The organism is Bradyrhizobium nivariense (assembly GCF_029846695.2).
In the GTDB taxonomy this organism is placed as follows: Bacteria; Pseudomonadota; Alphaproteobacteria; order Rhizobiales; family Xanthobacteraceae; genus Bradyrhizobium.
This window is the reverse complement of record NZ_JARWCR020000004.1, coordinates 126,192-138,559: the sequence shown is the minus strand read 5'-3', so window position 1 is coordinate 138,559 and position 12,368 is coordinate 126,192. Positions and strand designations below refer to the sequence as shown.

Below are 12,368 nucleotides of genomic sequence, written 5' to 3'. Positions count from 1 at the left end.
CGCAGCTCCTCGATACTGACGTAGTACCTCAGTGCGAATCGGCATGATCTATGTTCGTGCGGGAGCCTGCGTATTTGGCAGCTTCGATGCGGCTCGTCGTCCAATTGCTGGTCTGCCAGGCGAAGCGGTCGTCCAGGTCGTCTTCGATTACCCCGGCCGCGTGCAACCGATCGAGCAAGTCAGCGACTGCAAGTACGCTCGTTCCGTCAGTCGTGACCCGCATAACCAGCTCCGACGCTGTGCAGTTGCCGAACGCGATGAGATCGCCAACGGAAATCGGAGCGACGTCGTCGGGCACCCGGTGTTCCATGTTGCGGGCGCGGAGCTGGAAGTACCGGTTCCCTGCTTTGTATTGCAGGTCTTTGCGGAAGCGGATCGGCAGGTGGGGGGCTGGGCTCTCGAGCATATACTGGTCGATCATGCTCAGCAGCCCCTCGCGGAACTCGTCAGGCGTCCTGAAGAAACGTTCACCCAAGATGCGGTAACCGAGAGGCCAGCGTTCGCTCCCCGGTACCGGCGTCACCAGTTGCAAACGTCCCTGCTGCATATTCACGAGGAAGCCGGAAACACACGCGATCGTGGTATGATCGCGTTCGAACAACGCGATTGCATCATCTTTGATGGCGGACCTGAGCTTCCCCTTCCGCTCGCGCGCGCGTCCGGCGAAAGCCTTTGCGGTCGGCGCCTCCTTGCCCTGCAGGATGAGTTCGACCCCTAGCAGCTCCTCTGGCGAAAACGCCTTATGGATCTGATTGAGATGTGTTTTGCTCAGCACAGAGAAACGATTGGGCGTGGTGCCATATAGGTTGAACAATCTGAGCACGCGCCTGGTGAGTGCCCGATCCTTAAGCGGCGCAGCGGTCGTTGTCTGCGGCAATGCGCCCGTGATCCGATAGTAGTCGAACAGAAAGCGATCGTAGTGTGGGTTGTCCATAGGATCTGTAGCCCAGTAGCAGAAGCCAGTGCGGGCTGCCGAACCAAACACCTCGCTCGCGACGCCAACTACGCCACGCCAACGCTCTGCCTGCTCTTTGCTGTAGTCGTAATAGCCTTTGAACCGGTCGGCAGAGAGGCCACAGAACCAGCAACCAACGGTGCAGCCTTCGCTCAACTCGAAAGCGATGATCGGGTACGTCATCGATAGCGACGATGCGCCCAATTCGTCGTTGCAGCGCCGGATTTGGCGCTCGCGCCAGGCATGGAAACGAGGGTTAATCGTCGACATTTCGCCTTCGTCGCGCAGGAGGTCGCGATGGCGCACCATCTCGCGCACATGCTCGTCCCACATCGTAGCCAGCGGCCACTGGGCAGACTCCGGCTTGAAGCGGTAATTTTGGTAGTCTCCGTGCCAGAGCGGCAACATTTTCATTGGGTCAACTTCGATGCCGTAGCGCTCTATTGCCGTACGAGGGGCGTTCGCCGAAAGCGCCTTGCGGAACTCCACGTCACCGGCTAACCGCTCCATGAAGCGCTTGACGTGCGACAGCGTGCGCAGTTGCTCGGGGGTGCGCCGGTCAAAACTCTGTCGGTCGTGTTCGGTGGCAGCGCGGGTCATCACGTTACGGATAAACCTTGAAGCAGCATCTTATAACCTAATGGCAATGATCTCACCTCGGACGCGGCCTGCTTTCATGTTCTCGTCGCACTTCTCGTCTCCTTGAGTACGAGCCAATGCGGTCAGAGCGAAAGGCATGTCAGGCCGCGACCGCAACAACAACAACCAGAACAACAGCGACGGGCTGGACTGCCGAGGCGAAGTTAGAGTGCGCTTCCGCGACCTGTACGTCGCTCGTGGGCACCTCCGCAGCGGACCTGGCCGACCCAGCGGCCTGCACAACACCGGTCGAGATCGCAACACTCGAATCAGGTTTGGCGCCGACAGTCGCATCGAGCTGCTTACTAATCAACTCGTGTCGGCTTCGACACCGGATGTAACTCTTCGCTTCATCAAGAGTAAAATTGTAGCCGTGGCTTTTTCCGACCGCTACAATTGATGCAAGACCTATAGCACTCGGTTTTGCGTTTTCGAGCAGATTGCGCTTTTTCCCTAGATCGTTGACAAATCGCTCTACCTCAGTTTGCGACACAGCCAGTCTCCCCGTCTTCGCTTAATGTTGCCAAACTATGCACGATGCCTTCGCAGGCGATCGACGCCGACGGCGCGAACAAAGCAAGCAACGCGCCAGACTGAAAATCGCCGATTTTTCGCTTCGTATCACGTCGTCAATACGACAACATTGGCTTGGAACCGACAACCGGCTCACGATGCGGGACAAGATTTCGTTGTCGGTATCTAATAAAGTCGTCCGTTCTTTAATCGCGGGCGACAGCAAACCGCGCCGCCCAGTGCAGGGAAATGAGCCCGTAGATCTGCAGCATGTTTCGGATCAGCCGCGCAAGAGCTGTCGCGCCCGTATATGACGCATCTAATTCTGGGAGGGGACGCCTGTGCTTCACTGAATAATGCGGTGGAGCGTACCAGGAAGGCGCCGGTTGCATGGCGGTGGTCCTTCGAGATTGAGTGGCTGCGCGCAAAATGAGAGGTCATCGCCCTCAGTCAGGAGGGTGAAGATAGCGCGCTTCCGCGCGGGCAAGTTCGTCATACCCCAACAGTTCGAAGACGTCGTCGAGCGTCGCAATGTTGGGCTCGATACCGGCAACACCTTCTTCAGCAATGATGCGATGGCAGATCTGCCGCATTGCCGCTATTGCAGCTCGTACGGAATGGTTGGCCCAGATCACTGTTGAGATGCGGGCATTACGATAGGCAGAGACCGGTGTTCGATAGTACGTCGTTGGAACAATCACGACGGGCAATCGGCTTTGCCAGGTGCGCGTGAAGGAAAGGACCTCGTCCGCGCTGCTCTTTCGCGAGTGAATCAGGATCGCATCCGCACCCGCGTCCGCGTAGGCGTGAGCGCGTAAAATTGCGTCGTCCATTCCATGCCCCGCGATCAACGCCTCGATCCGGGCCACGAGGACCAAGTCTTCCGCGACTGTATCCTTGACTGCCCGCAGGCGGCCTGAGAATTCGTCGATATCGGCGAGGGGATGACGATCGCCAATGAGCGAGTTCATCTTTGGAAAGCAGCTGTCCTCCAGCGCAACGCCCGCAGCACCTCGCTGACGGAGCTTGCGGGCGAGGAGGCGCGCATTGTTGAAATTACCGAAGCCGCCATCGCCGTCAACCAGAACGGGCAGTTTGGTCGAGCCCACGATCCGCTCGACCGCATCGACAAGTTGGCTCCATGACGCTTCGTTGACATCACGATAGCCGAGAGAACAAGCGATTGAAAGACCCGACGCCCAGAGACCTTTGAACCCTGCGCGCTCAGCGATCGCGGCGGAGAGGCCATCATGCGCTTCCATGAGGACGGAGAGTTCAAGATTGGAGCAGATCTGTGCACGCAGCATTTCTGCGGGCGTGCATCGATCAGGACCATTGGCGAGTACAAATTGTGGTTCACGTTTCATGCCGAACACCCCAGGAGCGACGGTTGAGGAGCCCGACTGAACAGCCCAACCTTCATTCGGCAATCAGTCGCCTTTTCTGACATCAAGATCAATTAGCATGCTTGATAGTTGACGGGACGTTCCTCGCCCGTCCGGTCGAGCGCGATGACCCTCTCTGTGGATCGACGCCACCTACGTGAAGCCGCCAGCTGGGGCGCATTGTCTCGGCGCGGGGATCGTCGCGATCGGCGTACAGTGATGGCCGGTGCGAAGTCCCCGGCATGGATGTCGGCCGATCCGCGGTTGGCGTTCCTGAGCTGGCTCGCCAGGCGGGTCTGCACGGCCTCAAGCTAGTGAATCTCGGACGCTCATGAGAGCATCAAGGCCGCCGCGGTGCTGAACGCCACGTGGCAGCGCCGCCGAGTGGAGGTCGTTGAAAAGAGTTCGCGCGGACTGATTCCGTTTCCCTTGTGATTCGCGGTCGCGAGCGGCGCGCGCCCGTAGCGCCGCGCGGATGAATCTCCTAACTTGGTGCAGTCGAACACGCGTCGACTCGCTTCTGTGAGCGGCGCGAATAGTGATGTTATCCTAGATTGAGCGTCCCAGAAGAGAATCATGCGACTGAAAATGGATGAATCAACGGGGAGCCTCTACAAATTGATGATCATGTTGGTGTTACGACAAGAAGTTGGGTGATGAGGCGATGAGCCTCGCTCAGTGCCACCTCAGAATGTCCGTATCGGAAATTGGTGCCCGACTCTGCAACGCTATGTCGATATGCAACAATTTGCATCCACTACCAACGTTAGTAGTTGATCTGGATCAAAGACGCATGTCACTGACTAGTTGATTAAGGTCGAGCCAACGTCACCTGCAGGTGTTCGGCATGGAATAACATCCACAATCTCATCTGTCAGCGCCCCCGATTGAAGTGTTGACTTGTCGCCAGCAGAGACACAATAGAGCGAGCGATCACGACGTGGCGGAGCCCCTCTTTGCCGATAGCTTCTGCTCCAACGAGCACCCGGCCGGCTGAAGGAGGAATCGATGTTGGTCGCTGTTGTTGGAGCGGGGATTATGGGCGCGTCGCTCGCGCTTCATTTCGCCGCGAACGAAATGACGGTACTGTTGTTTGATGGCGCCGTGCCCGGCTGTGGAGCGACCGGATCAAGTTTCGCGTGCCTAAACTTCTTTGCTGCGGCGACATCGGACTACATGCAGTTCAGGTCTGAAGCCCTTGACTACCATATGGAACTTGCACGCCCCATTGGTCTGGTAGACGCCATCAGAGCAACCGGAACATTGCGTTGGTCAACCGATTCCACGCAAAATAAGAAGTTACTTCAGGCAGCCAGTATGGCCGCGGGGCTAGGAAGGACCGTCCAGTACCTTTCACGAAATGATGCATTGAACCTTGAGCCAAATCTTTGCATCGTGGGGGGTCCCGAAGTTATTGTGCGGGTTCCTCAGGAGGGATGGCTCGATTCTGTTTATTTCACGAAGCGCATGATCGACGCTGCCGTCGCTACCGGACTAGCCCACCGCGTCTCTGAAAAATGTACAAAGATAGAGCCTCTCAACCGAGGCGCCGTGGTCTGGACTGATCGTACTTGCTACCTTGTCGATGCAGTCGTGCTGGCCAGCGGCACGGGAATCAACGCGCTGCTTGAAGATCTCGCGTATGCGCCATTGGTTCATGAGTCACCCAAAGTGCTGACACAAATACCTTATTTCGGCCCTCCCATCGGGCACGTTGTCTTTGCTAATCATATTCATTTCCGCGCAAACGGGCCTTCTTCTCTCATCGTCGGCAATGCCGGCGACCCCACGGGTCTTAGCGACTCTGGTGTAGAGGTCACGGCTGCCAGAGAGAATGTCTCGTTAGTAAGGGGCGAACTCAAAGACCCCTCCCTTGGGAAGTCCATTGCCGCGCGGAGAGGGACCTGCCCCGTCCCCAAAGATGGCTACCCGATCGTCGGGCGACTACCTGGTCAAGCACAGATATTCATTGCGGTGACGCACGCAGGCGTCACGCTTGCCCCATATGTCGCGCTACTGCTCACCAGGGAAATTGCAAGGGAAGGATCATGTGAGGTGCTTGGCGCCTTTCGACCCGAGCGCTTCTATCTCCCGATAGATCAAAACGGAATGCGAAGAATCCAGTAGTTCCTGCCGATAGTCGTTGAAGAAATCTAATGAGACTCTTGAGCGATTTATGTTGTCGCGGTGCGAGCCGCGCGCTTTGTCGTGCGTATGATCTCATAGACGCCGGATTGAACAAAGGAGTTGTGGGTGCTTTGAGAGTAGTGAAGCCGGTGCGGTTGCGGAGAAGGCGCACCTGTAGTCGCCGCGCATCGGCGAGACATTCATCGGATGTGAACGGCCCCATTGATCGAGTAAAGGGTGCGATTCAGCGAGCGCTTTGCTCCGTAGAGTGTGCAGCCGAACAATTTGGGTGACGAGCGCGGACAGGCGACATCGAACATTGTCACCGAGAAGGATGATCACAGAATCTATTGATGGTGCGCGCGCGCTGGTCATGACGTATCACTACGAATGTCCAGCGGGCAAGCTCGCCGGACAACGTCGATGTGCCGCATGGTGCCGCCATAATGTGCGCAGACGGAGATCTCGTATCCAAGAAAGGTTCGGCGCCGGCTTCTCGATCTGCTGGGGGATGGCAGACAGCGAGGTAGGCCCTCAGGGGAAAGCGACGAATGACCTGGTGCCGCAGCAATAGCCCGAGCGGTCTGCCCCTGCCCCGCGCGTAGTGAAGCGTAAGCTCGCATCGGCACCTGTCGCCCAGAGACTTACGGTAAGCGCTTAGCCGGAACCCTTGCTTCGGATCTGGATAGCTGTGCGAGAAGCGTCCGGCTTCGACGGAGGTCGGGATGGATTGGACAGCAAAAATGACGCGCATTTTGACGGCTCATTGGCGGGGGCGGTGAGCCGGCTGGAGGTTCTTGGAGGGCCGTCGAGGCGCCGTGTGCGTTCAGAAGCGGAGAGAGCTCGGATCGTCGCCGAGAGCCTGTTACCTGTGCCCAGGTGTCCGAGGTGGCGGCGCAAGTATGGAGAGACGCACTGGCGGATCTAGGGCTGGCGACGGCGCTTTCGACGCCGAGGCCTGTTGCCGGCGTGCGAGGCGTCGCAGCCGACATTCGCGCCGCTGGTGCTGGGAGGTGCGTTGGGGGAGCGTCAGGCTCCGGCAATCAAGCTTAAGATCGCGATCGGTGATATCGTGTTGCGGACGGATACGGCCATTGATGCCGAGCAGCTGTCCCGGGTCATCCGCGTGCTGCGAGCATCACGATGATCGCGGCCGGTGCTGATCTGAAGATTTACGTTGCAACGCGGCCGATCGGTTCGACGCTCGCCGAGGACATCCGCTATGTCCTCAATCATTGGCAGGGGCTGACCCGCTTCCTCGAAGGCGGACGTCTCGAGCTCGACACCAACCCGGTCGAGAATGCCATCCGGCCAGTCTGCTTGACCAGGAAAAATGCTCTCTTTGCCGGTCATGAAATCGAGGCAGAAAACTGGGCCTTGCTGGCGTCGATCGTCGCTACCTGCAAGCTCAACGGCGTCAACCCGGCTGCCTACATCACCGAAATACTCGAAGCGATCATCGACGGCCATCCCCATAGCAGACTCGAAGACCTCATGCCGTGGCGATTCCGCAAAGCGTCAAGCCAGCTTCAAGAGGGCCTAGGCTAAGCGCTTACGACTTATGGCTCGTGAGAAAACGCGTTCTTGTGTGCCGAGAAGTACGCGAGCGGCTCATCGAGCGCACGGACGCGAAACGGTTGCGGAGAGACGGGAAGCAGCGACGTTGCGCGCCTCACCCGATCGTACCGTTGTCGGCGAGCGCCGCGAGGAGACGGTTGCAGCACTCAATCCGACAATGAAGCGCGAACTGCGTGCCGAGCGGACCATCGATGCAGGCACCGAGCGCGCGGTCGCGCAGGAAACAAGCACGCGAAGCGGCCGCGGCTGCCGAGGCAGCGCGATCGCTGGCGCAGCCCTCGCCCCCCTGCCGGCGGCCGTCCTTCGGACGGATACTCTGGCACGTCTGCCGGTGGAGCACGAGCAGATCATCCGGATGATTGAGGCAAGCGAGCGGGCGCAGGCACAATAGACGAATCCCAGCGAACGAGCCGAGCCCGTAGTGGTATCTCGGCGCTGCTCGTGGGCTTCGTCTCTCCTCGGATTTCTCTTCTGAATAGCGCTCGCATTTTCAACGGCCCTATTCGTGGTCGAGGGTAACCAGCGCACCCCGGAGGCTACGACGAAGAGTGTGATGCCGCCGCGAAAAATACGCTTGCGGCGAATTCGTCGGCAAGCCCGCCAACCGTCAGCAGGGTGCTTGCGAACACCAGCATGTTTCGCCTGGACCACATGCGCCAGCCCACGGGCGGGATGATATTCCTTCTCGAGCCCTGCTGGAGCGGGCTATTGTTGAAGTTGCTTCAACTGGGTCTGGAGGCAAAAGCCGAGTCGTTCCCAGATTCACCCGGGCTTCTCCGGGTCATGACGCGGCGGCCTTATTCAAGGACCGGCACGCTTCAGCCCGCCTTCTTGCCGGTGACCACGACGAGCGCTTCCACCACGCGGTCGAGATCCGCCTCCTCGGTATAGAGCGCCGGCGTCAGGTGGACGCATTGCCCTTGACGACACCCGCCCGGCGCACGGAGAGCACCTTATAACTATCTCTGAGCTTCGCCACGATGGCGTCGTTGTCAGCTTCGTCGTAGGAGCCGGCCTTGTCCGGCGTCAGGATCTCGATGTCCTTGAACGCGCGCACACGGCGCACCCAGTAGTCGCGCAGATAGCGCAGGCGGGCCTGCTTCGTGGCCGCGCCGATCTCCTGGTTGAGCGCGATCGTCGCGGGCACCGTCAACACGGTGGCGCAATTGACCGTGCCAGTGTGCACCCGCGGGCGGATGTCGGTCTCCGGAAACTCTTCGTCGCCCATGTCGCGGTCGACGTCGGCGAGGCGGTTCGTCCGGATGTCGAGGAAGCCCGCCCCGAGCGACGCGCCGATCCATTTATGCAGGTTGAAGCCGACGAGGTCGGTCTTGAGCTCGCCTACCTTGAAATCGAGTTATTCCCACGAATGGGCCGCGTCGACGATGGTGCCGATTGCTTGGCCTCGGCCATGCGCACGATCTCGGCGATCGGCATGACGAGGCCTGTCCGATGGCTGATGTGGATGGTTCTCGTCGAGCACCCGGGCGTAGGCGTCCAACGCGGCCTGTCGGGTCGCTGGCTCCGGCACCTAGAGCTAGGTGACCTCGACCCAGCGCCGTGCCTTGAGCGCGTTCATGGCATATTGCATCGAATCGTAGTCGAGACGGCGTAGAGCACAGCATCGCCGGGCTTCAGCTTGTTATAGCCGCCGATCAGGAGCTGCAGCGCCTCTGCCGCGTCAGGCGTGAGCGCGATTCTCGGGTGCCGCGCCCACGGCTTCCGCCACCTTGGCGCGCATGGTCTCGAAGTCCGGTCCGGAGCGCTGCCGCACATAGTAATTCTGATAGTTGACGATGTCCGGTTGGCGGATGAACTCACGCTGCACCGGCTCGTTCATGATGCCCCAATGGCCGTTCTCCAAGTTGACTGCATCCGGCGCACGGCATAGAGCCCGCGCACGGCGCGCCAATCGGCCTCGTCGATGGCGCGGGCGGCACTGTCGGAATCGGACTACGGCGGGTTTCAAACCGCCTCGTGCATCGACATGCCTGCAAATGATAGACGCCATCGCCAAGAGCACGCCTAGACGTGCTCGACTCTGAGAACCGTAGAGCCGCAACTCTCGTCTTAATTCTAACGACTTACATTGCGCTCGGGTCAACTACCAACGCTAGTAATTTGATCTACTGATGGGAGCAAACTATTAGAAGGATGAACATCGGGCTACGCAAGCATCAACTGCAAGGAGTTCAGCATGCAAACTCACTCAAACTCTGTTCTGGCCGACGGCCGCGATCGATGCGTTGGCTCCTCGGTTCCAAAATACTGTGTGCTCAAGTCTGCTCCAACCGCGGCCCTCCTTTCTCGTGTAAGTGCATAAGGGCTCCTTGGCGCGATGAAGGGGCTCCGGTCTCAATGAACTCTTAAGCGCCATTTGGCTACGAAGCGGCTGTCGAACGGAAGAGTGATATCCGCAGGGGCAGACCGCGTACCAACGACGAAGCGGTTGCGATCACCTTAACAAACTCGGCAATCGAAGCAGGAGGAGCGCGCATGTTGGCGCAACGGATGTCTTTGCTCTCAGGTTCGGGCACTGCCGCCGCCCGTGAGGCGGCTAAGAGAGCTGCCGCGACCGGCCGTCAGATCATCGATCTGGCCGCCGGCGAAGTCATCATCGATCCACCATCATCCGTGCGCGACGGAGCGATTGCCGCCATCAATGCCGGGGCGAACCGGTATACCGATTCCATCGGCCTGACGCCGCTTCGCGGCGCTGTCGCCGCAAAGCTGTCTGCGGAAACAGGCATCGGCTGGAATACGGATAACATCGCTATCACTGCGGGTGCAAAGCAGGGCCTGCTCGATGTTGCCTTGGCCGTATTCAATCCCGGAGATGAGGTCATCATCATTCGCCCCTGCTGGCCGACATTCCCGTCCCAGGTCCTTCTCGCTGGCGCAAAGCCCGTGTTCGTTGATGTTCGCGCCCCGACATATACTCCTGATATCGTCGCACTTCGCGCCGCTGTCACCCCGCGCACGAAAGCCATTATCATTAACTCGCCGAACAATCCGACCGGCGCCGTCTATGATCGAACGACTCTACAAGCTATCGGCGATCTCGCGATCAACTATCAGCTCTGGATTGTTTCCGACGAAAGCTACTCCAGCTTCGTATTCACCGGTTCACGCCATGAGTCGATCGTCATGGCGCATCCCGGCGTCCGTTCAAGGACAATCCTGGTCAACGCCTTCTCAAAAGAGCTGGCGATCACCGGTTGGCGCCTGGGTTACTTCGCAGCTCCTCCGGAGATCGTTTCGGCGGCCAAGAAGCTGCAGAGCCATACGACCTCGAATGCCAATGTAATCGCACAGCACGCGGTCCTGCATCACCTTGAAGTCGGCGACGGCAGTTTTGAACGGAAGCTGCATGAGCGTCTGTCCGACGCTCGCAACAAAGGCCTTCGTATCCTCTCTGGTCTGCAGGACGTAACCTCGCCGGGCGCCGACGGCTCATTCTTCTTCTATCTCGATCTCAGTAGGCTTGTCTCAGCTTTGCCGGCCGGCGGCCACCTTCGATCCACCGACGACATTGCACGATTGCTCCTGGAGGAAGCCGATGTGGGCTCCGTCGCCGGTAGTGCCTTTGGCGACGTGAACGGGCTGCGTCTCTCGTTCGGCGCTCCACCGGACCTGCTGGAGTCGGGACTTAGACGCGCCGTCGAGACCCTGAACAACCTGCGACCAGGCAAGCAGCGGCCTGAAGCTTTCGAGGAGGACATTTCGAAATGCTCAATGATACACGGGCGGTGATCCTTGCCGCAGGAATGGGCTCCAGACTGCGCCCCTACACGGAATTCGTTCCGAAACCCTTGGTGGAGGTGAACCGAACCCCGATGCTGCACAACGCGCTGCACCATTTGTCTGAGCTCGGGACGCGCAAGGCAACCATCGTCGTGGGTTATCGCAAGGAAGCCATCGAACAGTCGTGCGGCCATCGATTTGAGGAGGTCGACATCGATTATGTCCACAATCCCATCTTCGATCGGACAGGCAGCGCCTATTCCCTATGGCTAGCGCGAAATGCAATGCTTGCCGGCGACACTGTCTTTCTCGAAGGCGACGTGTTCTTCGAGCGAGAAGTCCTCGAAAGAACACTTCGAACGGTCTCTTCTACCAAGCAGAGCGTGGCGGCTGTTGCGGCGTTCAACGCAGCAATGAGTGGCTCTGCCGTCGAGCTGGCTGACGATGGTTCTGTCGTCACGTTCGTCATGAACCAGACGCCCGTCGAGGCCCGGGCCAGGGGTCTCTTCAAGACCATCAACGTGACGCGCTTTTCCGCAGACGCCTCGCGCGAACAGCTGGTGCCAGCACTGCACCACGCTGTGGAAAGCGGGCATCGTACGGCCTACGTCGAGCAGATCCTCGCTCGGCTTGTCGAGCAGCAAGAGCTGCAGCTTTCAGCGGTGGATTGCAGCGATACCCGTTGGTTCGAGATCGACAGCGAAGATGATCTGCGCCTGGCGGAGAAGATGTTCGCGCCGCCGATGATCCGCGCAGTTTCCGCGGCAAGTTCCATCCCGCCGACGGGAGCAAGGCGATGATCGGGTATCTGCGCGACCGTGCAAATGCCATCACCGCCCTCGCCTATCTATTTGCCGTCATCGGGCTGTTCCTGGCCCTTAACGGCGAGATCGAGCTCGGCGTTGCGGCAATGCTTTGGACCTGGTTTCTGGATCATTGGGACGGGCATGTTGCCCGGAAGATGCGGCATCTTCGCCGTCCAGGTGTGGCGGAGTTCGGGAAAAGCTTCGATGGATTTGCCGATCTCATTCATGGCGTTGTGTTCCCGGCCACGATCATTATCCTTGTTGGCCAAGGCACGATGCTGTCGCTCGTCGCGAGCTTGGCGCTGATGTTGGCGGGCGCGATCAGGCTCAGCTATTTCGAAAATGTCGGACTCACATCTGATGCGCGATTTGTTGGCATTCCGGTTTCATACGGTACGCCAGTGCTTACTATCCTGCTGCTCGCTCGCCCGTTGTTATCGGACGATGTTTTTCCGACGACTGTTGCGGCAACCTTCATCATACTCGCACTGTTGTACGTGACCACTGCAATCCGCGTCCCAGCCATTCGTGGAATTGCTGTGCCGATCGCGACAGGCTTTGCAATCGCCGGCTCGATCGCGCTGGCAACTGTCGCGGGTATTGCCCGTTAATCCGACTGAA

Annotated in this window: 10 protein-coding genes and 1 pseudogene; 6 read left to right on the top strand and 5 right to left on the bottom strand. The window is 59.1% G+C overall.

The annotated features are described in order from the left end of the window. Positions 1-28: 28 nt before the first annotated feature. The 3 genes from QCM77_RS05470 to aepX form a co-directional block, all read right to left on the bottom strand. On the bottom strand, positions 29-1,555 hold the full coding sequence (locus tag QCM77_RS05470) for a radical SAM family RiPP maturation amino acid epimerase (protein ID WP_279682232.1): 1,527 nt from the start codon (positions 1,553-1,555) through the stop codon (positions 29-31). Between the two features lie 139 nt (positions 1,556-1,694). Beyond that, positions 1,695-2,087, bottom strand: a complete 393-nt coding sequence (locus tag QCM77_RS05465) for a Nif11-like leader peptide family natural product precursor (RefSeq protein ID WP_279682230.1) — start codon at positions 2,085-2,087, stop codon at positions 1,695-1,697. A gap of 466 nt (positions 2,088-2,553) precedes the next feature. Beyond that, positions 2,554-3,414, bottom strand: coding sequence for a phosphoenolpyruvate mutase (gene aepX, locus QCM77_RS05460; RefSeq protein WP_279682380.1), 861 nt, complete (start codon positions 3,412-3,414; stop codon positions 2,554-2,556). Between the two features lie 1,086 nt (positions 3,415-4,500). On the opposite strand from aepX, the gene QCM77_RS05455 reads away from it, so the two are divergent. The 3 genes and pseudogenes from QCM77_RS05455 (at position 4,501) to QCM77_RS05445 (ending at position 7,588) form a co-directional block, all read left to right on the top strand. Further along, positions 4,501-5,619 carry an NAD(P)/FAD-dependent oxidoreductase gene (locus QCM77_RS05455; RefSeq protein WP_279682228.1) on the top strand — a complete coding sequence of 373 codons (1,119 nt, stop codon included), beginning with the start codon at positions 4,501-4,503 and terminating at the stop codon, positions 5,617-5,619. Between the two features lie 1,197 nt (positions 5,620-6,816). Beyond that, positions 6,817-7,167: pseudogene (locus QCM77_RS05450) on the top strand (IS66 family transposase); the annotation flags it as partial. A 115-nt stretch (positions 7,168-7,282) separates the two neighbouring features. After that, positions 7,283-7,588, top strand: coding sequence for a hypothetical protein (locus tag QCM77_RS05445; protein WP_279682226.1), 306 nt, complete (start codon positions 7,283-7,285; stop codon positions 7,586-7,588). Between the two features lie 510 nt (positions 7,589-8,098). Here QCM77_RS05445 and QCM77_RS05440 read toward each other — a convergent pair. Together QCM77_RS05440 and QCM77_RS05435 are read right to left on the bottom strand one after the other, a co-directional pair. Continuing rightward, entirely contained in the window at positions 8,099-8,494 is a 396-nt protein-coding gene (locus tag QCM77_RS05440) for an aminotransferase class V-fold PLP-dependent enzyme (protein ID WP_279682379.1), read from the bottom strand. A 384-nt stretch (positions 8,495-8,878) separates the two neighbouring features. Further along, positions 8,879-9,061, bottom strand: coding sequence for a hypothetical protein (locus QCM77_RS05435; RefSeq protein WP_279682225.1), 183 nt, complete (start codon positions 9,059-9,061; stop codon positions 8,879-8,881). Between the two features lie 632 nt (positions 9,062-9,693). Between QCM77_RS05435 and QCM77_RS05430 the strand changes: the two genes are divergently transcribed. From QCM77_RS05430 to QCM77_RS05420, 3 genes are read left to right on the top strand one after another with little or no spacing between them, the layout of a single operon-like run. Continuing rightward, positions 9,694-10,950 carry a pyridoxal phosphate-dependent aminotransferase gene (locus QCM77_RS05430; RefSeq protein WP_279682223.1) on the top strand — a complete coding sequence of 419 codons (1,257 nt, stop codon included), beginning with the start codon at positions 9,694-9,696 and terminating at the stop codon, positions 10,948-10,950. Then, positions 10,926-11,741, top strand: coding sequence for a phosphocholine cytidylyltransferase family protein (locus QCM77_RS05425; protein WP_279682222.1), 816 nt, complete (start codon positions 10,926-10,928; stop codon positions 11,739-11,741). Before QCM77_RS05430 ends, QCM77_RS05425 begins: the two co-directional genes overlap by 25 nt. Beyond that, positions 11,738-12,358 carry a CDP-alcohol phosphatidyltransferase family protein gene (locus tag QCM77_RS05420; RefSeq protein ID WP_279682221.1) on the top strand — a complete coding sequence of 207 codons (621 nt, stop codon included), beginning with the start codon at positions 11,738-11,740 and terminating at the stop codon, positions 12,356-12,358. Before QCM77_RS05425 ends, QCM77_RS05420 begins: the two co-directional genes overlap by 4 nt. Positions 12,359-12,368: the final 10 nt, after the last annotated feature.

Coding starts and splice junctions, on each gene's coding strand:
- QCM77_RS05470 (WP_279682232.1), bottom strand. CDS start 1,555: ATGACCCGCGCTGCCACCGAACACGACCGACAGAGTTTTGACCGGCGC.
- aepX (WP_279682380.1), bottom strand. CDS start 3,414: ATGCTGCGTGCACAGATCTGCTCCAATCTTGAACTCTCCGTCCTCATG.
- QCM77_RS05455 (WP_279682228.1), top strand. CDS start 4,501: ATGTTGGTCGCTGTTGTTGGAGCGGGGATTATGGGCGCGTCGCTCGCG.
- QCM77_RS05430 (WP_279682223.1), top strand. CDS start 9,694: ATGTTGGCGCAACGGATGTCTTTGCTCTCAGGTTCGGGCACTGCCGCC.
- QCM77_RS05425 (WP_279682222.1), top strand. CDS start 10,926: ATGCTCAATGATACACGGGCGGTGATCCTTGCCGCAGGAATGGGCTCC.
- QCM77_RS05420 (WP_279682221.1), top strand. CDS start 11,738: ATGATCGGGTATCTGCGCGACCGTGCAAATGCCATCACCGCCCTCGCC.